The organism is Sphingomonas sp. LH128 (genome assembly GCF_000293195.2).
GTDB classification, from domain to species: domain Bacteria; phylum Pseudomonadota; class Alphaproteobacteria; order Sphingomonadales; family Sphingomonadaceae; genus Novosphingobium; species Novosphingobium resinovorum_A.
In genome coordinates this window covers 1-24,773 of record NZ_ALVC01000107.1, presented here as the reverse complement: position 1 = coordinate 24,773, position 24,773 = coordinate 1, and the positions used below count along the sequence as shown (strand labels likewise).

The 24,773-nt window shown below is 66.0% G+C and carries 18 protein-coding genes and 1 pseudogene; 12 read left to right on the top strand and 7 right to left on the bottom strand.

What is annotated here, in order from left to right; genetic code table 11:
• The first annotated feature begins 11 nt into the window (after positions 1–11).
• The 4 genes from LH128_RS09005 to LH128_RS08990 all read left to right on the top strand — a co-directional run bounded on the left by LH128_RS09005 (position 12) and on the right by LH128_RS08990 (position 6,023).
• Entirely contained in the window at positions 12–1,829 is a 1,818-nt protein-coding gene (locus tag LH128_RS09005) for a putative bifunctional diguanylate cyclase/phosphodiesterase (RefSeq protein ID WP_008829305.1), read from the top strand.
• A gap of 74 nt (positions 1,830–1,903) precedes the next feature.
• A complete protein-coding gene (locus tag LH128_RS34450; protein ID WP_155986493.1) occupies positions 1,904–2,302 on the top strand; it encodes a hypothetical protein in 399 nt (132 codons plus the stop codon).
• Positions 2,299–5,097 (top strand): response regulator, encoded by a 2,799-nt coding sequence (locus LH128_RS08995; RefSeq protein ID WP_008829303.1) that lies wholly within the window; start codon positions 2,299–2,301, stop codon positions 5,095–5,097. The genes LH128_RS34450 and LH128_RS08995 overlap by 4 nt, the downstream gene beginning before the upstream one ends.
• On the top strand, positions 5,094–6,023 hold the full coding sequence (locus tag LH128_RS08990) for a diguanylate cyclase (protein ID WP_008829302.1): 930 nt from the start codon (positions 5,094–5,096) through the stop codon (positions 6,021–6,023). Before LH128_RS08995 ends, LH128_RS08990 begins: the two co-directional genes overlap by 4 nt.
• A gap of 180 nt (positions 6,024–6,203) precedes the next feature.
• On the opposite strand, the gene LH128_RS08985 is transcribed toward LH128_RS08990, so the two are convergent.
• Positions 6,204–7,430, bottom strand: coding sequence for a M24 family metallopeptidase (locus tag LH128_RS08985; RefSeq protein ID WP_008829301.1), 1,227 nt, complete (start codon positions 7,428–7,430; stop codon positions 6,204–6,206).
• Positions 7,431–7,511: 81 nt separating this feature from the next.
• Complete coding sequence (locus LH128_RS08980; RefSeq protein WP_008829300.1) at positions 7,512–8,864, bottom strand: LLM class flavin-dependent oxidoreductase; 1,353 nt, start codon at positions 8,862–8,864, stop codon at positions 7,512–7,514.
• 342 nt (positions 8,865–9,206) lie between these two features.
• On the opposite strand from LH128_RS08980, the gene LH128_RS08975 reads away from it, so the two are divergent.
• The 6 genes from LH128_RS08975 to LH128_RS31325 all read left to right on the top strand — a co-directional run bounded on the left by LH128_RS08975 (position 9,207) and on the right by LH128_RS31325 (position 18,357).
• On the top strand, positions 9,207–11,687 hold the full coding sequence (locus LH128_RS08975) for a TonB-dependent receptor (RefSeq protein WP_008829299.1): 2,481 nt from the start codon (positions 9,207–9,209) through the stop codon (positions 11,685–11,687).
• Positions 11,688–11,765: 78 nt separating this feature from the next.
• A complete protein-coding gene (locus tag LH128_RS08970) occupies positions 11,766–13,499 on the top strand; it encodes an N-acyl-D-amino-acid deacylase family protein (protein WP_037518681.1) in 1,734 nt (577 codons plus the stop codon).
• Positions 13,500–13,522: 23 nt separating this feature from the next.
• Complete coding sequence (locus LH128_RS08965) at positions 13,523–14,695, top strand: M24 family metallopeptidase (protein ID WP_008829297.1); 1,173 nt, start codon at positions 13,523–13,525, stop codon at positions 14,693–14,695.
• Entirely contained in the window at positions 14,685–16,007 is a 1,323-nt protein-coding gene (locus tag LH128_RS08960) for an MFS transporter (RefSeq protein ID WP_008829296.1), read from the top strand. Before LH128_RS08965 ends, LH128_RS08960 begins: the two co-directional genes overlap by 11 nt.
• A gap of 19 nt (positions 16,008–16,026) precedes the next feature.
• Positions 16,027–17,394 carry an LLM class flavin-dependent oxidoreductase gene (locus LH128_RS08955; RefSeq protein ID WP_008829295.1) on the top strand — a complete coding sequence of 456 codons (1,368 nt, stop codon included), beginning with the start codon at positions 16,027–16,029 and terminating at the stop codon, positions 17,392–17,394.
• Between the two features lie 33 nt (positions 17,395–17,427).
• The gene (locus tag LH128_RS31325; protein WP_008829294.1) at positions 17,428–18,357 is read left to right on the top strand and encodes an alpha/beta fold hydrolase; all 930 of its coding nucleotides are present in this window, start codon (positions 17,428–17,430) and stop codon (positions 18,355–18,357) included.
• A gap of 7 nt (positions 18,358–18,364) precedes the next feature.
• Here LH128_RS31325 and LH128_RS08945 read toward each other — a convergent pair whose 3' ends face one another.
• From LH128_RS08945 to LH128_RS08930, 4 genes are all read right to left on the bottom strand, one after another.
• Complete coding sequence (locus LH128_RS08945; RefSeq protein ID WP_008829293.1) at positions 18,365–19,273, bottom strand: LysR family transcriptional regulator; 909 nt, start codon at positions 19,271–19,273, stop codon at positions 18,365–18,367.
• A 68-nt stretch (positions 19,274–19,341) separates the two neighbouring features.
• Positions 19,342–20,160: an alpha/beta fold hydrolase gene (locus tag LH128_RS08940; protein ID WP_008829292.1), complete on the bottom strand. Its 819-nt coding sequence runs from the start codon at positions 20,158–20,160 to the stop codon at positions 19,342–19,344.
• Between the two features lie 2 nt (positions 20,161–20,162).
• Entirely contained in the window at positions 20,163–21,485 is a 1,323-nt protein-coding gene (locus tag LH128_RS08935; RefSeq protein WP_008829291.1) for an MFS transporter, read from the bottom strand.
• A gap of 130 nt (positions 21,486–21,615) precedes the next feature.
• Entirely contained in the window at positions 21,616–22,200 is a 585-nt protein-coding gene (locus LH128_RS08930) for a cysteine hydrolase family protein (RefSeq protein WP_008829290.1), read from the bottom strand.
• A gap of 86 nt (positions 22,201–22,286) precedes the next feature.
• Between LH128_RS08930 and LH128_RS08925 the strand changes: the two genes are divergently transcribed.
• Positions 22,287–23,012, top strand: coding sequence for an NUDIX hydrolase (locus tag LH128_RS08925; protein WP_008829289.1), 726 nt, complete (start codon positions 22,287–22,289; stop codon positions 23,010–23,012).
• Between the two features lie 11 nt (positions 23,013–23,023).
• Positions 23,024–24,328 (top strand): nicotinate phosphoribosyltransferase, encoded by a 1,305-nt coding sequence (gene pncB / locus LH128_RS08920; protein WP_008829288.1) that lies wholly within the window; start codon positions 23,024–23,026, stop codon positions 24,326–24,328.
• A gap of 151 nt (positions 24,329–24,479) precedes the next feature.
• Here pncB and LH128_RS08915 read toward each other — a convergent pair.
• A pseudogene (locus LH128_RS08915) lies at positions 24,480–24,773 on the bottom strand (hypothetical protein); the annotation flags it as partial.

The following is a 24,773-nucleotide window of genomic DNA, read 5'->3' as shown; positions in this document are numbered from 1 at the left end:
GCTGGGAGCCGATGACCGAGTTACAGAATACGATCCTCGAGATGATCGCCAAAGGCGAGACACTGGCGGACACAGCCTTGCGGCTGTGCCTCGAAGTCGAGCGCCTCGTTCCCGACGTAGTCTGTTCGGTCGTTACGGTGGACCAGCTGGGCCGCCTTCACACGCTCGCCGCCCCCAGTCTTCCGCAAAGCTTCTGCGCGGCCATCGAGGGACTCGGCATCGGCCCCGAAGTCGGCACCTGCGGCACCGCGGCCCATCGCGGGCAGGAGATCACCACCGCCGACATCGCCAACGATCCACGCTGGGCGGACTTCAAGCACCTTGTCCTGCCGCTGGGCATCAAGGCCTGCTGGTCGCACCCGATATTCGACGCCCGCCGCCGCGCCGTCGCCACCTTCGCTTTCTACTACCGCGAGAAACGCGGCCCGTCGCAGCTCGAGCGCGAGATCGTCGAGCGCTGCGTCCACGTATGCGCGATCGCGCTCGACCGGCACCGGCGCGTGGTCGAATACGAGCGGCGCGCCAATACCGACGCGCTCACCGGCCTCGCCAATCGCGGAGCCTTCAATGCCGCCCTGCACCACCTCGATGCCGCCAGGCCGGGTAGCTGGGCGCTGTTCCTGCTCGACCTCGACAACCTCAAGTTCGTCAACGACACCTTCGGACACCGCGCGGGCGATCTCCTGCTCCGGCAAGTTGCCGACCGCCTGACCATCGCCGCCTTCCCCGACCGCGCCTACCGCATCGGCGGAGACGAATTCGCGATCGTGGTAGAGAGCGAGGCGGCGCTGCGCGATCTCGAACGCACGGCGCAGACATATCTGGACGAAATCTCCTCGACCGCCAATTGCGGGGGCAACGTCGTGTCCCCGGGGGCCACGATTGGCCTCGCCGAGTGCTCGCTGGCCGACACCACGGCCGAGCAGGTGCGCCAGAACGCCGACTTCGCACTCTATCACGCCAAGGAGACGGGGCGCGGCGGCTTCGTGCGCTACTGGCCGGGCATCGGAACGCGGATGACCCGGCGTCTCACCGCGATCCGCGACGTTAACGCAGCCCTGCGCGAGAACCGGATAGAGGCGCACTACCAACCCGTCGTCGATATACGCAGCGGCGAGGTCGTCGGCCTCGAGGCGCTGTCCCGCATGCGCATCGGCGAACAGGCCGTGCCCGCCGCCTCGTTCCACGAAGCGACGACCGATTCCCACATCGCACGCACTCTCACCCAGCGCATGATGGCATCGGTCGCGCGCGATATCCGTGAATGGCTTGCGGCGGGGATCGCTGTCCCGCAAGTCAGCATCAACGTCTCGTCCGCCGACTTCCACGGCGCCTCGATCTACGGTCTGCTGAGCAATACCTTCGAACGCGAAGGGGTGCCGCTGAGCCACGTCAGTCTGGAAGTGACCGAATCCGTCTACATGGACGAGGCGGGCGTCGTGCGGAAATCGGTGGAAGCCCTGCGCGCCAAGGGGCTGAAGGTGGCCCTCGACGATTTCGGCACCGGCTACGCCTCGCTCACGCACCTGATGAGCGTGCCGGTGGACTACATCAAGATCGACAAGTCCTTCGTCGATCGCATCGTTTCGCATGCCCCCAGCCAGATCATCGTCGAGGGGATAATCGACATCGCGACGAAGCTCGGAATCCGTGTCATCGCCGAAGGGATCGAGACGGCCGGACAGGCACGCAAGCTGATGGCGCTTGGGTGTACGCTGGGTCAGGGTTTCTTCTATTCCCGTGCCGTACCGAGCGATGCGGCGGCGGTCCTGATGGCCGCGCATCCACGCGGGCGAGGAATCACACTGGCCGGCGGACGGTTACAATAGTGAAATGTGCCGGATCGAACGGGAATCCTGCACCTCTTTAACCAAAAATAGCCATAGTCTCGTAGGCGGTGGGCATGATTTCTTGGACAATACATCGTCGGGCGGAGTCGCGTGCTTGCGCGTCGCGGAAAGGCCCTTCCCCGCAAGGTGGCCTGCGCGACTTCTTACCCGCTGCCGGACTGCTCGCCGCGGGGCTCGTCGGACTGACGGCTGGCTGGCTGCTTTCGGGCACGCAGTCGGGCCAATACCTCGTGGTCATGGCGCCGACCTCCTCCTTGGTCGATAGCGTCAATCTCGTCACCCGGACCGGCGGCCGCCTCGCAGCCACCAGTTCGCTGCCCAATGTCGTGATAGCCGGGTCTTCCCAGGCCCACTTCGCCGCGTCGCTTCGCAAGGCGGGCGCGTGGCTCGCTGTTTCCGTTCCGGCCGTCGCGGGATGCGGCGCCCCTTCTTCGCAGGAGCAGACCTCTTGAACGTCGAACTCGACCAACTGCGCCGCAAGTCCGGGCGCCTGCTCCTCTGGCTATTCTGGGCGCACGTGCCCCTCTTCGCCGTGGTGGCGCTGCTGACGAGCCACAATGCGCTCGCCGCCGCGCTGGCCGGCACCCTGGTGGCGGGCAGCTACCACGTGATGTGGCTGCGGCACGGCATCGCGCCCGCGACGCGCTACCTCTCCGCCGTGGCGCTGATGGCGGAACCGGCGATCCTGCTCGTCCTGCTGCGCGGCCATCCGTGGCAGATGGACATGCACATGTACTTCTTCGCCATGCTGACGCTGACCATCGGCTGGTGCGATCGCCGCGCCGTTCTGGTCGCCGCGACCGCCGTGGCGCTGCATCACCTGTTGCTGCTCTACCTGCTGCCCTCGGTCGTTTTCGCGGGCGGGGGCAACCTCGGCCGCGTGCTGCTCCATGCCGTCATCGTCACCTTCCAGGCGAGCGTGCTGGTGCTGCTGAGCGACCAGCTGGTGGAATCCTTCGCCCTGCGCGAACGCACCCGCGAAGCGGAAGAGGCGAGCCGCGCCAAGAGCATGTTCCTGGCCAACATGAGCCATGAAATCCGCACGCCGATGAACGCGATCCTCGGCTTCTGCCACCTGATCGGCCGAACCGACCTCGACCCCAAGCAGAAGGACTACGTCTCCAAGATCGGGCAGGCGGGCATGTCGCTGCTGCGCCTGATCAACGACATCCTCGACTTCTCGAAGAACGAAGCTGGCAAGCTGACGCTGGAGGCCAACCCCTTCGACGTGCGCAACGCGGTCGCCAACCAGCTGCAGCTGGTCGCAGGGGATGCCGAGGCCAAGCGGGTCCGCGTGACGTCCGAGATTTCCCGCGCCCTGCCCCATCGCCTGATGGGCGACGAACTGCGCTTCAACCAGGTGCTGCTCAATCTCGTCAGCAATGCTGTCAAGTTCTCCGAAAACGGCAGCGTCACCGTCGGCCTCGACATCGTCGCGGAAGTCGACGACCAGTTCACCGTCGAACTGCAGGTACGCGATACCGGCATCGGCATGAACGCCGAGCAGCAGGCGGCGCTGTTCCAGTCCTTCTCGCAGGCGGACAGCTCGACCACCCGGCGCTTCGGCGGCACCGGCCTCGGCCTCGCGATCTGCCGCCAGATCGTGGAGCAGATGGGTGGCTCGATCCGCGTCGAGAGCGCGCCCGGACAAGGCAGCACCTTCGTTGCCCGCATGCAGATGGCGCGCGAGGATGAGACCGCCGCGCTTGAGCCGGCCGTGCCTCCGCAGATCCGCGCCCTGCGCGTGCTCGCTGCCGACGACAACTCGGCATCGCGTCAGGTCCTTCAGGACATCTTCGCAGGCTGGGAAATCCCGCTCGATCTCGTCGCGTCGGGTGACGAAGCACTCAGCGCCATCCGCGGCGCGGACGAGGCCGGCCATGCCTACGACCTCGTTCTGCTGGACTGGAAGATGCCCGGCATGAACGGCCTCCAGACGGTCGAGGCGATGCAGGCGATGGATCATGCCGCGCCGCTGCCCCGCACCCTCATCGTCACCGCTTACGGCGCCGACAGCCTGCTGCCCGGCGGCACCCCCGCCCACGTCGCCGCGGTCCTGACCAAGCCGATCGCACCCCGCGCGCTGCTGGAGACGATCATCGAGGTGGCCTCGCAAGATGCCGGACCGGCCGGCGATGCCACTCCGGAAGATGCACCAAGCGTGGCGGCCCAGTTCCAGGGCGCGCGCGTGCTGCTGGTCGAGGACAACGAGATCAACCGCGAAATCGCCATCGAACTGCTTACGCAGGCCGGTCTGGTGGTGGACCAGGCGGAAAACGGCCGCATCGGCTGCGACCGCGTGCAAGCCGCCAACGGAAACTACGCGGCCGTCCTCATGGACGTGCAGATGCCGGAAATGGACGGCATTGCCGCAACCCGCCTGATCCGCGAGACATGGTCCGCAGACCGCCTGCCGATCATCGCCATGACCGCCCACGCGCACGAGGAAGAGCGCCAGCGCTGCCTCAACGCGGGGATGAACGATCATATCTCCAAGCCCGTCGATCCGGCCATGCTGATGCGCACGCTCGAGCGTTGGCTGAGGCCGGTCGCCACCGGAATGCCGGTGGCGACACCCGCTCCGGTCGTCGTGGCGGCGCAAGCTCCCGTACAGGACGTCGTCCTGCCAGAGACCCTGCTGCCGTTCGACTTGCGCGCGGCCCTGCTGCGGGTGAACGGCAAGGCCTCGCTCCTGCGCAAGCTCATCATCACCTTCGGCGAGACTTATGCGAACGTCGGGCAGGACCTGCGCACCCATATCGCTGGCGGCCTGCTCGCCGACGCGCGCCGCCTTGCGCACAGCCTCAAGGGCGTGGCAGGTTCGCTGGAACTGCCGGACATCCAACGCTCGGCGGCAGAGATCGAGCGGATGCTCGCCGATGGGGATGCGCTGCAGGCGCAGTCCGCGATCGTCGACCTCGAGACGCTGCTGGCTCCGGCCGTCGCCGCCGCGCGCAGCCTCACTGCGAACCGCACGGCAGCCGCCCCGGCGACCGAGGGGGATCGCGACATGAGCGCAGCGGCGGCGGCACGCGACGAATTGCGTGGCCTGCTGCGTCGCCGCAGCCTCGGCGCGAGGGCCAGCTTCGGGCGCTACGCCGCCGCGATCGGCCTCAACGACGACGAGCGCGCGGCACACCCGGTAAATCGCGCCCTTGAGAAACTCGACTACGATACGGCAATCGACCTCCTCGACGCGGAAGAAGCCGCCGCCGAGACAGTCGACCAGGCAGGAGCAGCGGCATGAGCAGGGGCACGATCCTCATCGTCGACGACGAGGTCTCGAATATCGAGATCATGAATGCGGTGCTGGAGGACGACTACGAAGTCCTGTTCTCCACTTCCGGCCAGCAGGCGCTGGATACGGCTCGGGCCACGCCGCCCGACCTCATCTTGCTCGACGTGCTGATGCCCGGGATCGACGGCTTCGAAGTATGTCGTCAGATTAAGGATGACCCACAACTCGCTGATATTCCCGTGATCTTCACAACGGGACTTGGCGATACCGACCACGAGATGCGCGGCCTGTCGCTGGGCGCGATCGACTATGTGACAAAGCCGATCCAGCCCGCGATCCTGCGCGCCCGGGTCGGCAACCACATCGAACTCAAGCGCCTGCGTGACCAGTTGGCCAGCATGGCGGTGACCGATGCCCTCACCGGGCTCAGCAACCGCCGCCAGATGGAGCAGGCGCTCAAGTCCGAGGTGGGGCGCCTCGGCCGTACCGGCGACTGGCTGACGGTCATCATGATCGACATCGATTTCTTCAAGCAGTTCAACGATACGTATGGTCACCCGGCCGGAGATCGCTGCATCGTTATGGTCGGCGCGGCGCTTACCCGTGCCGTCAAGCGCGCGTCCGACCTTCCCGCTCGCTACGGCGGCGAGGAGTTCGCCTGCATTCTCCCCGGTGCCGATCCCGAAGGCGCGGCGCTGGTGGCGCAGGAAATCAGCCTGCATGTGCAGTCCCTCAACATCCCGCACGAACGTTCGCAGATCAGCCCGTTCATTACCGTCAGCATTGGCGTCGCCAGTGCCCGCTGCCTGCCGGACATGACCCCCGAGATGTGGATGAAGGAGGCGGACCGCCAACTCTACCTAAGCAAGCAGCAAGGCCGGAACCGCGTAACCTCGACCGAGTTCGGTGCGGTCGTGGACAACCTGCAGGCCTGAACAGCCACCCCCCGCGCTCGACATATTCACAGACAGGGGATTTCAAAACTGAATTGCATATAAAAACATGATTTTTCATATAGATATGGTAAATTTATGCTAACATTTTGAGATATACGCTGCAATGCTATAAGCAACCTGACGTAATTATCTTATCATGTTGAAAATAAAGATATATAGCTATATCATAAGGAAAGGCTCGCTGCGGTCGTTCAACGGTTCGCAGCCGTCTTCGGTGATCAGCCACAAGTCCTCGAGGTGCACGTTCCCGGTGGCGTCGAGGTGCAGCACGGGGCAATCGACGCTGACGACCATGTTTGCCTCGACACGGTGGTCGCCCTTCTCGAAGTTGAGCGCACCGCCCTTGAACGCCTCGTCGGTATGGAACAAGCCGACGCTGTGCGTGGCGCAGGAGACGGCCACATCGTAGCCGCCGCGTGCCACCGCATCATGCCCGATCCGGCGGATATCGGAGTAGTGAAGTCCGGGGCGCAGTTCACGGGCGATGGCATCGTTGGCGCAGACAGCCGCCTCCACCATCCGCATGACGATGGGATCGGGCGTGCCGACGAATACCGTCCGCCCGAAATCGCCGTGATATCCGGCGTAGTGGCTGACCGCATCGATCTGGAAGCTGCGTCCGTCCCTGATCACGCCGTCCCGTCGCCGCATGGCCATGCTGTCGGTCGAGACGAAGAGGGGTATGCCGCCGCGCCGCCCGGTCTCGGCGAAGAAGGCGAGCCGCAGCTCCTCGTACGTCGATCCCGCTCGCATCGACAGGATCGCCGCGCGGGCGGCTTCGGCATTGTTGGCGGCGGCATGGCGCATGAGCGCGATCTCGACCGGCGACTTGATCATGCGGATGCTGCGAAGCAGCGGCTCTGCGGGGAAGCACTTGCCGCTCAGCCCCAGAGCCGCCGCCGCATTCAATGTATCGACGGCAAAGCTCGTCCCATAAGCGGCCACCGCCGCTCTCAGGGCCGACGCGGCATCGGGATAGGCGGGCCTGCGCGAGAGCACGCCCAGTGTTGCAGTCCGGCTGATCATGTCCAGCGGATCGGCGCGCCCGCCCGGCGGTTCGTCGAGGAAAATCGGCGCTGCAGCGTCGCCCTCCAGTCCCTCGGGCGCGGTATAGAGGAAGATGTCGAGCGGGCCGCCCTCGGCCGGGTCTTCGACGTCGTGGAGATAATGGATGAACTGGCTGGTGATCAGGATCACCGGCTGATCGGCCGCCGCCGGGACGACCGCCAGGATCGCGCCCGACTGGCCCATCAGCACCATCTGCGGCCAGAAGCCGGTCGCGTGGTAGATGTTCGTCGGGTCGGACAGAACCAGCGCCGACACGCCGCTCTCGGTGAGCACACGTTCGGCGACGGCACGGTTCATCAAAGGCGCAAGCGCGGGCATGGAGCAGTCGTTTCCTTGAGGCACGGATAAAGGCGCGGCGTCGTCAGCCGACGTGCCGCGCGCAGGACGGGGTTTTACGGCTCACCAGATTTCGGGACGGGACCTCAGGGCGGGATCGAGGTCGAAGGCATTGACGGGCACGGTGAGACCCAGGTTCTCGCGCAGGGTCGCGCCTTCGTATTCCCTTCGGAAATGGCCGCGATCTTGAAGGATCGGGACGACGTGATCGACGAAGTCCTCCAGCCCGCCCGGCAGGAACGGTGCGGAGATGACGAAGCCGTCGGCGGCGCCCTGCTTCTCCCACTCTATAAGCGTCCCGGCCACGTCCTCGGCGGTGCCGACGATGGTGTGCCCGGTCCGACCGGCCGCGACCCTGCGCGCCAGTTCGCGCACCGGCAGGCCCTCGCGCTCCGCCAGTTCGAGCACGCGGTCCCGCGTCGAGTTCTGGCCAGCCAGCGCCGTTTCCGGCAGCGGCGGCAGCGGACCGTCGGGGTCTGCCTGCGACAGGTCGATATTGCCGAGCAGCCCTTCGAGCTTGGAGATGGCGATCTCGGCCGGGATCAGGTCGTCCAGTTCGTGCTTGAGATCTTCGGCTTCGGCAAGGGTACGTCCTATGACCGGGGTGACCGCAGGCATGATCTTGAGACCGTCCGACGTGCGGCCGAACCCGGCCAGTTGCGCGTGCATCGCGGAGCGGAAGGCCTTCGCCGTCTCGATCGTCGGGTGCGAGGTGAAGATGACTTCGGCGGTCGCTGCGGCGAAGCGCTGGCCGGTGGCCGAGGCCCCCGCCTGCACCAGCACCGGGTGACCCTGCGGCGGACGCGGTACGGTCAGTGGCCCGGCGACCCTGAAGTTCGCGCCTTCGTGATCGACGGCGCTGATACGCGAAGGGTCGGTGTAGCGCCCGCTTGCCTTGTCGGCGACGACGGCGCCTTCCTGCCAGCTGTCCCACAATTTGCGCGCAACGGCCACGAACTCCTCTGCCCGGGCGTAGCGATCGCCATGTGCGAGGTGGCTGTCGAAACCGTAATTGTGCGCCTCGTTCTCCATGGTGGAGGTCACGATGTTCCAGCCCGCGCGGCCACGGCTCATGTGATCAAGCGAGGCGAAGCGGCGGGCCAGATCGTAGGGATGATTGTACGTGGTAGACGCCGTGCCGATCAGGCCGAGGTGCCGTGTTTCCGCCGCGATCGTCGCCAGCACCACGAGCGGGTCCAGCTTGGGCGTCTCCAGCCCGGCGAAGACCGAGGCGCCCCGGACCGGATGATAGCCGAGGTAGTCGGCCAGGAAGACGCCGTCGAACAGCCCCTTCTCCGCAGTGCGGCCAAGTGCGCGAAAATAGTCGGCGTCGCACAGGGCATTGTCGGCGGCGCGGGAGTGGCGCCAACCGGCGATATGGCCACCGGTCTGCATCAGGAACGCAAGCAGTTTCATGACGTCTTTGGCGCCTCGCGTCGAAGAATTGAGCCTGTCGGGGATCACCCTCGTCGGGAACGGCGGCCGAAGCCAGCCTCGCCCCCTGACATGTCCGGATAACGAGCACGACTTGGCCGCCCACGCTAATCAGGATTCCTTGGAGGTGATAAGGGGTTCTGATTTCCGAAGCGGAAAAAACCGATGTTACTTTGCACTCATCAAGCGGCGATTTGATGACAGCAAGCCGTCCAGTGCTCGATGCAATGCTTAATAAAGAAACACGATAAAAGTTTCACGCAGGAAGAACGATCTCAAAACTCAGACCAATAATGGTCAGGGATCGAAATGGGGAAAGCAATCATGACCAGCACGTCGGCGCTACATCGCGCCGTTCTTTTGTCCTGCACGTCGATGATCGTCGCGTTGGGCCTTTCGACCAACGCCAATGCGCAGGCATCCGGCGCCGATACGACTGCGAGTGCGCCCGGCGACATCGTCGTGACTGCCCGCAAGCGCGGCGAGGACATTCTCAAGACCCCGATCTCGGTCACCGCCCTGACGGGCGAGGACATGCAGAAGCGCGGCGTGCAGTCGGTCACCGACCTTGCCTCCTTCACGCCCAGCATGAAGATCGTGTCGAGTTCGTCGGGTCGCAACGACCGCTCGTTCCAGCAGGTCATCATCCGCGGCTTCACGCCCTCCAGCGCTTCGGTCCAGACCGCCTCGATGTTCATCGACGGCGTGCCGGTCTCGACCGCCACCGCGATCCAGACGATCTCCGATCCCGAGCGTATCGAAGTGCTGAAAGGCCCGCAGAGCGCCTACTTCGGCCGCCAGACTTTCGCCGGTGCCGTCAACGTCGTGACCAAGTCCACGCCCGACCGCCTCGAAGGCAGCTTCTCGGGCATGGTCGGCACGCGCAACAACCATGACATCCAGGCCTCCATCGGCGCGCCGTTGATCGAGGGCCTCGTCGGCTTCCGCGCGACCGTGCAGGAAATGGCCAAGGGCGGTTCGTGGAAAAACCAGGGCGTGCCCGGCCAGACGCTCGGCGACCAGCGCACCCGCGCCGCGACGCTGGCGATGGAGTTCACCCCTTCCTCGAACCTGAAGGCGAAGGCCTTCGCGATGATCTCGAAGAACAACGACGGTCCGAACGCGACCGGCCTGCTGGCGGCGCACGCCGTCACCAACCCTTCGAACGGCGCGGTGATCGTGCCGGATTCCTCGAACTGCGCCTTTGGCGCCAACCGCTACTTCTGTGGCACCCTGCCCGGCCTGCCCGCCGGCGCGCCTTCGATGAACACGGTCAACACGCCCTTCATCGAGGACTTCCTCGCCAACCCGAAGGGCCGCCTGATCAACCCCGAGGACGGCGTCCAGGGCTATGGCCTGCGCAGCCGCTTCTATCACCTGCACTTCAACGTCGACTGGGAGGTCGGCAGCGGCATCACTCTGTCCTCGCTCACCGGCTACAACAACGAGCGCCGCAGCCAGTTGTCGGACCTCGACCTCTATTACAACACCACTGCGCCGAATTCGACCAACGCGGTCGGCACGGCGCCCGGAGCACCGAGCTACTTCGACTATCCCTACCTCGTCGAAGCCAAATCCAAGGACTTCTCGCAGGAACTTCGTGCAAGTTATGATGATGGCGGACCGTTCACCGCCACGCTCGGTGGCAGCTATCTGAACGCGACGTTCCAGGGCGGCGGCGGCGGCAACAACGGCGCGCTCGGCACCAGCCAGTTCAGCGTCGTTTCGGGCAAGACCCGCAACCGCACCTTCGGCGCCTTCTTCGGCCTGGGCTACAAGATCACGCCGGAACTGAGCGTCAACTTCGACGGCCGCTACCAGATCGACACGATGTATGCCTATGCCCGCCCGGGCGGCCAGACCATCGCCTCGGCCGCCTTCGCGACGCCGGGCTTCTACGAGGAAGGCTCGGTTCTCGCCAAGCAGACCTACAAGAACTTCACCCCGCGCGTGATCGTCAACTACGACGTGACACCGGACATGATGGTCTATGCCTCGTACTCGAAGGGCGTGAACCCGGCGGCATTCAACACCGTGTTCCTCTCCAACCTGAGCCCGGCGGCACAGGTTCTGGCGGCGGACGCGGGCCTGCGCATCGCGGTGAAACCGGAAAAGCTCGACAATTTCGAGATCGGCGCCAAGGGCAAGGCGTTCGACAACCGCGTGCGCTACGCCGTTGCCGCCTACTACGGCATCTGGAAGGACCAGCTGAACGCCAACGTCATCACCCTGGTCGATCCGGCGACGAGCGTGGTTTACAACATCCAGGCCCAGCTCAACACCGGCAAGGTCGAGATGTACGGCCTCGAAGGCGACTTCTCCTTCGCGGCGACCGACCACCTGACCCTCTCGGCCAACGGTTCGTACAACGAAAGCGACATCCGCAAGCTGAGCGCGCCCACGGTGACCGCCCTTACCGGCATCACCGACTTCAGCGGCAACCACAATCCGCTGGCGTCGCGCTGGTCGGGCTCGGTCTCGGCCAACTACACGATGCCGCTGCGCGGTGACGTGGAGGCCTTTGCCCGCGCCGACTTCACGTACAAGTCGGGGGTCTACACCAATGCCTCCAACCTGACGAAGACGCCGGACATGACGCAGGTGAACTTGCGCGCAGGCTTCGGGAACGATCGCTTCACGTTCGAAGGTTTCGTGACCAACCTGTTCAACAACAAGGCTTATCCGGCCGCCATCGACTTCACCCTGCTGGAGCGCACCAACTCCTACCTCTCGCCGTTCTCGGGCGTTGCGGTGGCGCTGCGCGACCTGCGCACGTTCGGTGTGCGATCGACCGTGAAGTTCTGACGAGTGCCGATGCGCGGCGGGGAGCACCCTCGCACCCCGCCGCACACGGTATTTCAACTCGAGCAGATGGATACGACGATGAGCGAATACGATCTGGTCATTCGCGGCGGTACTGTCGCCGACGGCACCGGAGCCGATCTTTTCGAAGGCGACGTCGCGGTGCGCGGCGGCAAGATCGTCGCGACGGGGGCGGTCTCCGGCTCCGGGCGCGAGGAGATCGACGCGCGCGGCAAGCTGGTTACGCCCGGCTTCGTCGACATCCACACCCACTACGACGCCCAGGTCGCCTGGGACACGCAGTTCTCGCCCTCGACCAATCACGGCGTGACGAGCGTGCTGATGGGCAACTGCGGCGTCGGCTTCGCGCCCTGCCGCCCCGACATGCGCGAACAGATGATCGACGTCATGGAAGGCGTCGAGGACATTCCCGGCATCGTCATGGCCGAGGGCCTGCCGTGGAACTGGGAGAGCTTTCCCGAATACATGGATGCGATCGAGCAGCGGCACATGGATGCCGACTTCGCCGTCGCCGTCCCGCACATTCCGGTGCGCGTCCACGTCATGGGCCAGCGCGCCATCGAGCGCGAACCCGCCACCGGCACCGACATGCAGGCCATGGGCGCCATCGTGCGCGAAGGGTTGGAGGCAGGCGCCTTCGGGTTCTCCACCACCCGCGTCATCGGCCACCGCACCGCGAGCGGCGACCAGCTTCCGGTCACCACCGCGAGCGAGGACGAACTCCTCACCATCGCCATGGCCATGAAGCCATTTGGCCGCCACTTGTTCATGTCGGCTTCCGAATTCGACACCGGCAACGGCTTCTCGTCCGAATTCCGCATGCTCTCGCGCGTGGCAGAGGCTTCGGGACAGACGGTGACCTTCCCGCTCCTGCAGTATAACGAAGCGCCCGATCGCTGGCGCGAGATCGCCGACGCCTGCGCCGCGAGCCGGGCGCAGGGGATCGACATCTATGGGCAGGTCGTGGGCCGCCCGGTCGGCGTTTTGTTCGGCCACCAGTTGTCGCTGAGCCCCTTCCGCGGCTGCCCGACTTACGAAGCTATCGAGCACCTGCCCATCGCCGCCCGCGCGCGGGAAATGCGCAAGCCTGAGGTGAAGGCCGCGATCCTCTCGGAAATGGGCCTGCCGCTCGACCCAAAGACGTATCCCGCGTTCATGCGCGAAGTCTCCCAGTGTTATGCCATGGGCGAGAACCCCGACTATGCCCCGCCCGAAAGCGCCCGCTTCGACATCATCGCCGCCCAGCGCGGCTGCAGTGTCCACGAAGTCGCCTACGACGCGCTGCTGGAGGAGGATGGCCAGGCCATCCTCTACTTCCCGGCGCGCAACTACACGCACTACAACCTCGACGTCGTCCACCACATGCTGCGGCGCGAGGACACCGTGCTCGGCCTCGGCGACGGCGGTGCGCATGTCGATGCGATCTGCGACGGCAGCATGCAGACGTTCCTCCTCACTTACTGGACCCGCGACCGCGTGGGCGAGCGCTTGTCGATCCCCGAAGCGGTGCGCCTGATGACCGGCCACACCGCCCATGTCGGCGGTTTCGGCGATCGCGGGATCATCGCGCCGGGCTACAAGGCGGACCTCAACGTCATCGACTACGACCGCCTGCGCCTCGCCCCGCCGCGCGCCAGCTTCGACCTTCCCGCCGGTGGCCGCCGCCTGACGCAAGGGGCGAGCGGCTACGCCGCGACGATCCTCTCCGGCGTCGTCACCGCGCGCGACGATACCCCCACGGGTGCCCTGCCCGGCCGCCTCGTGCGTGGCCGCCGCTCCGCGCCTGTCGCCTGATACCTCCAGACGGAACTGACCTGATGCTCATCAATCGAGACCGCGCCGACACCCTGATGGACCGCGAGGACATCGCGGTCGTCGTCGCCTCGACCCCGATCAATACCTACTACCTCTCCAGTTGGGCCACCGACGCCAGCTGGGGCTTCGGCGATCTCGCGCTGGCGATCCTGCCGCGCGACCATGCGCTCGATGCCGCCGTGCTGACCGTCGAGGTCGATATGGGCCAGCCCCAGCAGGGGCAAGGCACGTGGATGGCGGTGCGCGGCTACGCCCGCAAGCCCGGCATCGGCGCGGGCGGCGTGCAGGCCGCGCTGACCGCTGAGGGCCTGCCGCAGAACCATCAGGAAGCGGTAGCGCAATACTTGCGCGAACTCGGCCTCGGCCGCTCGCGCGTGGCGTTCGAGGATCGCGGCCTCGGCCTCGACGTCAACGAACTGCTCGGCGGCACCATCGACGTTTTCCCGGCGCGCGATCTCTTGCGCGACATGCGCATGGTCAAGACGCCCGCTGAGATGGCCAACATGCGCGCCGCCGCCCGCAAGACCGAACTGTCGCTCCAGCTCTCGGCCGAGGCGCTTGCCGCCGGGGCCACTTGCGCCGAGGCCGAGCGGGTGTTCTGGTCCGCCGCCGCGCTGGCGGGCGGCCGCCCGGTATTCCTGCTCATCACCCCCTACCGCCCTGGCTTCGGCCGCTTGCCCAAGAATGCCGAACTGCAGCAGGGCGACATGGTGACTTTCGACGCCACCGCCGAGTTCTCGCACTACACCAGCGACATCGGCCGCACCGCAGTCATCGGCGAGCCCTCGCCCGAACAGCTCAAGCGCTACAATGCTACGCGGCTTGGCTGGCAGGCGGCGCTGCCGGAGTTCCGCGCCGGTCGCCTCTCCAGCGACGTGGAGAAGGCCGTCGTCGCCTCGATCCAGGCCCACGGCAACCCCGAGTTCCGCGCCTGCGGCCTCCACTCGGTCGGGCTGGAGCACACCGATAACCCGCATCCGGGCGGAGGCATGCACAGTTTCGAACTGGTAGACCGCATGGTCCTGAGCTGCGACCTGCCCTGGATCGGCCCGGAGATCGGCAAGTTCCACTTCGAGGACATCATCTACCTCGACGGCGACACGGTCGAAATCCTCAATGACGCCGACGGCCGCCTGATGGCCTGCATCGACGGGCGCACCGTTTGTGTCGACTGACACCCCGGCGCCCTTCCCTCCGCTCCGCCAGACGCTCTGGCCGATGCTGCTGCTGTTTCTGGCGGCCAATTTCTACAGCATCGACAAGGCAATAGTCGGCGTTCTTGCGGAGCCGATCAAGGCCGACCTCGGCATCGACGACATTCGCATGGGCCTGCTCATGGGCCTTGCCTATTCGCTGCTGAGCGGAGTCTGCGGGCTGTGGCTGGGCTCGCTGGTGGACCGACATGTACGCAAGCGCGTGCTGGGCGGCGCGATCATCGTCTGGAGTGTGTCCACCGCGCTCGGCGGCCTCGCGCCGAATTTCGAGACGTTCTTCGTGTTTCGGGCCCTCGTCGGCCTTGGCGAAGCGGCGGTCGCGCCTGCCGCCATGTCGCTGATCGCCGACATGTTCCCGCCCGACCGGCGCGGCCGGGCCCTCAGCGCCTACCTCATCGGCGCGACGATCGGCACCGCGCTGTCCTCGGTGATCCCGGGCGCGATCCTTGCAGCGCAGGTGCATATCGCGCTGCCGGGCTATGGCCTCGTCGTCCCGTGGCGCAGCGCGTTCCTGCTCTGCGGCATCGTCGGCCCGGCCGTGGGCCTCGCCTTCCTGACCATTCGCGAGCCCGTCCGGCGCGGCCTTACCGCTGAGGCAAAAGCGCCCGCGCGGGTGGGTGAGAAGCTGGCCTATCTCGGCCGCCAGCGGAAGCTGGTCGTGCCGCTGTTTGCGGGTTTCTGCCTCTATTACCTCGCCTTCGTCGGTGTGACCTCATGGACCGCGCCGCTGCTGATGCGCACTTATGGGCTGACCCTGCCGCAGATCGCCAACCTGCTCGGCCTCGGCATGCTTATCGCTGGGGTCTCCGGCTACCTGCTCGGCGGCTTCGCGGCCGACACCCGCAAGGCCGGGCGCATCGGGCTGATGGCGGTGCTGCCGCTGGTCGCCCTGCCCACCGCGTTCGCGGGCTATGCGCCAGGCCTTGGCCTTGCCATTGCCGCGCTCGCCACGATCAGCCTGACCACGCCGATGCTCAACGTCGCGATGAACGCGACCGTGCAGGAGATCGTGCCCAACGACATGCGCGGCTTCTCCTACGCCTTCCTCAGCGTCGTCGCGGCCTTGCCCGCAGGCGCCGGAGGACCGTTCGCCATCGCCTTCGTCTCGGAGAAGGTGCTCGGCGATCCATCGCGTATCGCCGCCTCGTTCGTCCTCGTCGTCCTGCCCTGCCTTGTGCTGGCGGCGGCCTGTTTCGCGGCCGCCGCGCGCGCCTATCGCTCCGCCCCGGCGGATGGCGAACTGGCGCGCGTCATCGGCGCCAGCCACTTGTGATCTCTCCGGAGCCCGTACCATGCCCGACCCCAACCAGATGATTTTGGCCACCTTCATCCACAACAGCGGCGCGCACCCCGGCGGATGGCGTTGGCCCGGCGCGCCTGCCGTAGACCAGCACGACTTCGCCCACTTCGCTCACCTCGCCCAGACGGCCGAGCGCGGGAAGATGCACTGCTACTTCTCAGGCGATTCCCAAGGCTTTCCGAGCATTTCCGGCAAGGACGCCTTCGCCGCTACCGATTACGCGGGCAAGCTGGAGCCGACCACGCTGCTCGCCGCGCTGGCCGTCGTCACGAAGCACATCGGCCTGATCGCCACGGCCTCGACCACGTACAACGAGCCTTACGCGATCGCCCGCCGCTTTGCCTCACTCGACCATATCTCGAAGGGCCGCGCGGGCTGGAACGTCGTCACCTCCGCCAGCGACGGCGAGGCGCGCAACTTCGGGCGCGACCTGAACATGGACCACGACGCCCGCTACGCCCGCGCCGAAGAGTTCGTGGACGTAGCCAGGAACCTCTGGGACAGCTGGGAGGACGGCGCGATCCTGCGCGACCGCGACGCGGCACGCTACTTCGACCCCGCCAAGGTCCACGAACTGGGTCACAAGGGCGAGCACTTCACCGTCGCCGGTCCGCTCAATGTCGCCCGCCCACCGCAAGGGCACCCGATCATCGTGCAGGCGGGCGGCTCCGGCCCCGGCCGCGCGCTGGCCGCGCGCACCGCGGACATGATCTTCACCGCCGCCAGTTCAGTGGAAGTCGCGAAGGAGTTCCGCGACGACATGCGCGCCCGCGCCGCCGCCTTCGGCCGCAACCCGGATCACGTGAAGATCATCCCCTCGGTCCAGTTGATGGTCCGCGCCAGCGAGGCGGAGGCCCGCCGAGCCGACGAGGAACTGCTTGACCTCGTGCCCGAGGCTCTGGCCCTTCGCACCCTCAGCCTGCAACTCGGCGTCGATCTCTCGCACCTCTCGGTCAATGATCGCTTGCCCGACCTGCCCGAGACCAACGGCGGCAAGTGGGTGCAGCAGTCGATCATCCGCATGGCCCGCGAGGAAGACCTGCCGATCGGGCTGCTTGCCCGGCGCGTCGTCGTCTCGCGCGCCAGCTTCTCCTATACCGGCACGCCCGAGCAGGTGGCGGACTTGTGCGAGAACTGGTTCCGCGCGGGCGCTGCGGACGGGTTCTCGCTCTCGCCCAACTACCAGCCCGGCGTGCTGGAGGATTTCGTCGACCAGGTCATCCCCATCCTTCAGAAGCGCGGCCTGTTCCGCGCCGAGTACGAAGGCGATACCCTGCGCGAGAACCTCGGCCTGCCGCGCCCGGAAAATGCCTTCGTCGCCAATCCCGCGCTGGGGTGCGAACCCCGCATGTGGGCCTGACCGCTACAGCCACTTTCGAAGAGGAATAGGACCATGTTGAGCCGTCGTGATGTTGCCCGGGGTATAGGTCTGGCCGGAGCAGTCAGCGCGTTTCCCGCCCTCGCCGCGCAGAAAGCTGCCAGCCTGCCGACGCCCCCGAAAGGCCAGTGGACCCGCTTCGGCGAACTGCGCCGTGCGGGCGGCGTGCTGCACTATGCCGTGATCGGAGAGCCGGTTGTAGGCAAGCTGCCGGTGGTGCTGCTGCACAAGCTGGGTGGCTGGCTGTCCGACTGGCGCCATGTCGCGCCGATGCTGGCCGAGGGGCGGCAGGTCTATGCCTTCGACCTTCCCGGTCACGGCGGCTCGCGCTGGGACGGCCCGGCGCCCTACATCCAGAGTCTTGGCGAGACGGCCGCGCTGCTGGTCGGTGCTTTCGACGAACTCGGCTTCGACAAGGTGGACCTGATAGGCACCTCGCTCGGCGGCTGCCTCGCCGTGCCGCTCGCCGCATTCTGGCCGGAGCGGGTGGGCAAGCTCGCGCTCGTCTCCTGTGCTCTCGGCCATCGCCGCTCACTGGCCGAGATCAAGGTTGCGGTGGACGACAAGCAGGGCACCCTGTTCGACAAGAATGGCGACCCGGTGCCGACGCCGCCGGAACTGCTGTCAAAGACCTTCGGCATCATCAATACCGGCCCGATCAATGCCGAGGGCATCCTCAGCCGCAAGTCGGCGGGCAAGTGGATCCAGCCTTCCGAACGCGGTGTCGCGATCACCGAGATCGCCGGAACCATGAACCGGATCGAAGCCCCGACGCTGCTGGTCTACGGCCAGTTCGACAAGGCCTACCTCAAGTTCCGCAGCGCCGCGGAAGCCGAACTGAAGCGCGGCAAGACCATGATAGTCGAGAACTCGGGCGCCTTCGTGATGCAGGACAATCCGCCTGCCACGGCCCGTGTGCTGAAGGCCTTCCTCGACGAGGCGTGACTGGCGCTCAGTTCGGCTTGCGGGCGCACCATTGCCGGATGGTCGCCTTCAACAGCCGGACGGTGCGGGTCTCGTAGCGGTCCTTGAGAGTAATGAAGCCGAAGGCGGGCGCCGGAATTTCCGAGCCCGCCAGACGCTTCAGGGTGCCGTTCGCCAGTTCGTCGGCGACAGCCTCGCACGCGACCATGCCGATCATGCCCGAGTGCAGGATCATCGCCTTGACGAACGTGGTCGAAGACGCCTTCACCGACTTGCTCTCGCGCCCGTAACCGAACCGGCGCAGCATGTTCACGACATCGTCGTTGTCGATGGGATCGGCCGTCTCGTAGGCGCTGACGTGCGCCCAGACGAAGTCGGTGCCTTTGGCGAAATCGTCCTCGGTCAACGAGAAGACCGGGTGGTCCGGCGCGGCGACGACGGCATATTCGCGCTTGAACAGCGGCTCGAATTCCAGCGCATCGTCGGCGTAGCCCTCGGGCAACCCGCAGAACGCGAAGTCGAGATCGCCTGAAGACAGCAGATCGAGCAGCTGCGTCGTGTAGCCTTCGCGCACCCACATATCCACGTGGCCCGCCTGCTCGACGAACTGGCGCATGGCGCGGCTCATCGTATCGTTCATGATGATCGGATGCACCCCCACCGCCACCTTGGGCACGCGGTTGGCGGTGGCGAGATCGTGGAGGATGCGCTGCTCCTCCATCAGCATGAGGCGCGCGCGCTGGACCAGCTTCTCGCACATCTCGGTCGGCCGCACGCCGTTGGGGCCGCGCTCGAAGAGGCTGGTGTTGAACTCCTCCTCCAGCTGGCGGATGCTGAGCGTCAGCGCGGGCTGCGTTATGCCGACCATCTTCGACGCCTTGCGCAGGCTCCCGCTCTCGTAGATCGCGATCATCCGCTTGAGCTGCACGAGGTTCACGGGTTTTCCTTTGCCTTGGCGACCTAATCGGCGGACAATGTGGCATGTCCGCCGCCCGGCTCAAGTAATCAGCTCAGGTGAGCGTCGATCTCGCCGACGACGCGCGCGTTTTCCAGCTTGAGCACGCCATGCTTCACCCCGAGGAGATCGACGCGGCGGGCGTTGGGATAGTGGTGCGAGTTGGCAAGCGTGGGCTCCCACAAGTCATCCTCGGGGTTCATCACCAGCACCGGCTGCGCCACTTCGGCCATCGCGCCGAGGAAGTCGAAGCGATAGACCGAGATATAGCCCCATGGCATCCGCGCGCCGAGGCGCAGGCACTCGGCCATGCTGATGTGACGCTCCTCGTAGGAGATGCGCGGGTCGCTCAGCTCGCCGATGATCGCCCAGAGCTTTTCGACATGCGCCAAGTCCGGACCCGGTGGCGGGAACGCCGTGAGCAGGTTGGCGAGCTTGGCTTCGCGCTGCTCGGCCGGAAAGGCGGCAAGGCCGAAGACCACCGCGCGGCAAACCCGCTCCGGCAGACTGCGGGCAAGCTGCGTGGCGATGATCGAGCCGGTGTGAAAGCCCATGACGTCGAACTGCCCGGCGGGGATCAGGCCCTCAGCGGCGAGGTCGGTCATGAACTGCGCCATGATTTCGGCGAAGTCCTCGATGGTGACCGGCTCGGGCGGGGAATCGCTCATGCCGTAGCCCGGCGTATCGACGGCGACCACGGTGCGCTTCGCCGACAAGGGCTCCATCACCGGTAGCCAGTCGCCGCTGTTGCTAGGCGTCTGGTGAAGGCACAGCAGCGGCGGCATGGCGTCAAGGGTGTCGCACTTTGCGATGCGATAGTGGAGTTGGCCGAAGCGGCTCGGCGCATAGCCGCGCAGGATTTTGGACATGGTCAGTTCCGTTGGTCGGAGGTGATGCGCGAAGCCGCGCGGAAAGCGAGCAGCGACGCCGCGATGAAGGCACAAAGCCCGACGATCGCCATGGATCGACCCACCGCCGCCGGGGAGGCGAACACGGACTCGGTCAGCCACGCCACGGCCAGCGGGCCGAGCGAGGCGCCGATGATGGTCATCACGAAGGCATAGAGCGCCACCGCGAAACCGCGCACCTTGGTGGGCGTGATCTCCGAGATCACCGACAGCATCGTGGTTCCGTAAATGGCGCTGACCAGCATGATCTCGCCCAGCATGACCATGGCCAGCGGAGCGCTGCCGGACAGCAGCGGCAGGCACGAAGGAATGCCGAGTAGCGACAGGGCTCCGGCAAGCCGCGTCCGCCCACGCGCTCCCGAGCGCGCGCCGACACGGTCGACGACGACGCTGGCGACGAGCGCTCCGGCGACCGACCATGCGATCTGGCTGGTGCCGAGGCCCTTTCCGGCCGCGCCGACGTGATACCCGAAAGCGCGCGTGAGGAACACGGCGCCCCATCCCGTCGCAACCGAACCGCCCATCGCATAAAGCGCCAGCGATCCGTAAAGCGGCAGGAACACCCCGCGCTGCGCCGCCAGCAGGCCGAGCCCCTCGGCGAAGGAGAGCTTCGGCTCCGACCCGGTGACGGCATCGCTGCGGCGCGCAGGCTCGCGCAGTGCGAACAGCAGGATCACGATCAGCAGGCCGGATGCCCCGACAAGCGCGAAGGCGATGCGCCACGGGGCGAGTTCACCGATGATCGGCAGGCCGGCGAACACGCCCTTGGGCGCCAGGTCCAGGATCACCCCGCTGACCAGCGAGCCGAGGCCGTAGGCGATCATGCTGCCGAAGACGTAAAGTGCCATGGGCCGTCCCCGGCGATGCGGCGGGAACAGGTCGCTGATCATCGTGACAGCGCAAGGCCCCAGCACCGCCTCGCCGACGCCGATGAACAGACGCGAGGCGAACATCGACCCGAACCCCTGCGCAAAACCGCCCGCGATCGTCGCCGCGCTCCAGATCACGATCCCGCCGATAAGCAGGCGGCGCCGGTTCACCACGTCCGCCACGGCACCCAGCGGCAGTCCGACGGTGACGTAGAAGATGGAGAACGCGAACCCCTGCAGCAGCGCGATCTGCATCTCGCTGATCGAAAGATCGCGGCGAACCGGATCGATCACCAGAGCCAGCATCCCGCGATCGATGGTGGACACGATCTGCGCCAGAAAGAGCGTGCCGACGGTGACCCAGGCGACGGCGGGGCCGATGGCCCTGTCCGTTCCGGGCTGGTCAAGTCGCGTCATGGTAGTTCCTCAGATGGGGGCGTACCGACCCTTACCCCATCGGAAGGCGAGATCACGAAAGCGACGGTGATTATCCACTGGACGGCAAACCGCCGGACAGTGAGGATTTATCTATCGGTGCAACAGTTGCTCATCCGGCCAGGCACAGGCGATCCTCATGGCCAAGTTCCTGCGCCACGACATGGGCATCCTTGCCGATCCCGCGCGTCAGCGAAGCGGGCATCTCGACCTTGAAACCGCGCGTGAGCAGACCCTCCACGGCCCAGCGCACGCAGAAGTCAGCGGCCACTCCCACCACAGTCACGCAGTCGATTCCTCGGCCGGCGAGATCGCGGAAGAACGCATCCCGCTCGAACTCCTCGCCCTGACCGGAGCGGATGCGCAGGTCCGCTTGCTGCCACATGTCGAACACACCCTTTTCCAGTGTGTACAACGGGATGGCAGAATCTATTGCGGCTACGTCGAGCACGCTTACCCAGCCTGCGGTGCCCTTCTGGCAATGAATGGGGAACTGTTCCGCCTCTGCAGAACCAACATATTCCGCAACGACATGGGTATCGAACGTCATGAGCACGCCTGCCACCTCGCGCGGGTCGAGCGAGGCCAGCCAATCCTGCATCGGCGCGACGATCGCCTCGGCATCGGGGACCGGAAGCGCCCCGGAACTCCGCACGAAATCATGCTGCATGTCCACGACAATCACGAAACCGCTCATCGGACCCTCCGGGTACTGCTGATGTGCTTGACATATACTCACTGTGAACATAAGTAAAGCGCATCTTGCGCATAAGGGTTCAGGACGTGCTCCAGGATGAGGCCGAATTTCTGGCGGGTTACGATGCCCAAGGCTACGATCGCCCCTCGGTCGCCGTCGATCTCGTGCTCATGTCGATAGTCGATGGAGCCCCGGCGGCCCTGCTGGTCCGACGCGATGAGCACCCTCATGCAGGCAGTTGGGCGCTGCCCGGCGGGTTCGTTTCGGTCGATGAGGATCTGGACTCGGCCGCGCGCCGGGTGCTCGCCGACAAGGCGCACATGGACGGCGCCTATGTCGAGCAGCTCTACACTTTCGGAGCCCTCGAACGCGATCCGCGCATGCGGGTGATAAGCGTGGCCTATTTCGCCCTGCTTCCGGCGGATCGCTTCGCTGCCGCGCTGGAGGCCGATCCCGCGTTGTCGCTGGCGCGGATCACTATGCCGGGCGACGGCAAGGCGCAGGCTGCGGGCAAGCACGGCCGCCTGTCGCTGGCTTTCGACCACGCTGAAATCCTCGGCGTCGCGATGCAGCGGCTGCGGGGCAAGATCGACTACTCCTCCCTCGCCTTCGCGCTCCTGCCCGAGCGGTTCACCCTGCGCGCCCTGCAGGACGTGCATGAAGCGATCCTCGGCCAGTCGCTCAACAAGTCGGCCTTCCGCCGCCGCATGCTCGACCGGGGCTGGCTTGAGCCGACCGGCGAGCGCGAGACCGGGGCCTCGTTCCGCCCCGCCGAACTCTTCCGTTTCCGTCCGATCATCCCCAACGCCTGAGCAGGTCCACCATGGTTTTCACCGACATCGCCACGCGCACCTACAACCATAACTGGCGGCTCGACCCGATCGTGCGCAGCCTGCTCGACACCGATTTCTACAAGCTGCTGATGCTCCAGATGATCCGGCAGCTTCACCCGCAAGTGAACGCGACCTTCGAACTGATCAACCGCACCCGCAGCGTGCGTCTCGCCGATATCATCGACGAGGCGGAACTGCGCGCGCAACTGGACCATGCGCGCTCGCTGCGGTTCGGAAAGAAGGAACTGATCTGGCTGGCGGGCAACAGCTTCTACGGGCGCAGACAGATGTTCAGCCCGGAATTCATCGCGTGGCTGGGCGAGTTCCGCCTGCCGGAGTACGAGCTTCACCGGCGCGACGGCCAGTACGAACTGCGATTCCACGGCCCCTGGACGCACACGATGATGTGGGAAATCCCGGCGCTCGCGATCATCAATGAACTGCGCTCGCGCGCGGGCATGAAAGGGCGCGGCCGGTTCGAACTGGATGTGCTCTATGCCCGTGCCAAGGCCAAGTTGTGGGAAAAGGTCGAGCGGCTCTCAGCCCTGCCCGACCTCGTCATCTCGGACTTCGGCACGCGGCGGCGCCACGGTTTCCTGTGGCAGCGCTGGTGCGTCGAGGCCCTGAAGGAAGGACTGGGCGAGCGCTTCATCGGCTCCTCCAACGTCCTGCTGGCAATGGACGCGGACCTCGAGGCGATCGGCACCAACGCGCATGAACTGCCGATGGTCTACGCCGCCCTCGCCGACGGGGAAGAAGCGGTTGCCAGTGCTCCATACCGCGTGCTCGAGGATTGGCAGGCGCACTACGGCGGCAACCTGCTCATCGCCCTGCCCGATGCTTTCGGGACCGCGTCGTTCCTGCGCCATGCGCCCGAGTGGGTCGCGGACTGGACCGGTTTCCGCCCCGACAGTGCCCCGCCGATCGAAGGAGGCGAGCAGATCATCCGCTGGTGGCAGGACAAGGGCCGCGATCCCCGGACCAAGCTGCTGATCTTCTCCGACGGCATGGATATCGACAGCATCGAGGCGACCTATCGCCACTTCCACGGCCGAGTACGGATGAGCTTCGGCTGGGGCACCAACCTGACCAACGACTTCCGCGGCTGCGCGCCCTTCGCGACCGACGACCTCGATCCGATCTCGCTGGTCTGCAAGGTGGTGGAGGCGAACGGCCGTCCGGCCGTCAAGCTCTCCGACAATCCCGCCAAGGCGACCGGGACCCCGGCGGAGATCGAACGCTACTTGCGCATCTTCGGGGAAGCCGGGCGCCAGACCGCCGAAGTGCTGGTCTGACCGCTGCTGCGCCGGCGTTCAGGCCAGCGTGAACGTGGCCGATTGAAACAATCATCGTCATCCCCGCGAAGGCGGGGACCCATCTGATGAGGGCGCAACAGGAAACGGCAGCAGATGGGTTCCCGCTGTCGCGCGAATGACGGCGATAGAATTAGCGATCCGCGCCCAGTTGCCTTGGCGGCACTTCACGCCTTGCCCCCGATGCGGCGAGCAGCATCGCAAGACCCGAGGTCTGCGCCGCCGCATCGGTCGGCGACGATGTTTCCGACCAGTCACCCGCCACGGCCCGGGTGCCGCCATCGCTCAGGGTCCAGACGACTTCGGCGTTGCGATCGGCCCAGGCGGCGAGTTCCGGGCGTTCAGGCTCATTCGTCATATCGTCAAGCAAGTGCCCGAGATGAAAGGCGAACACACCCTTGAATATACGCCCGTCCGCACCGATCGA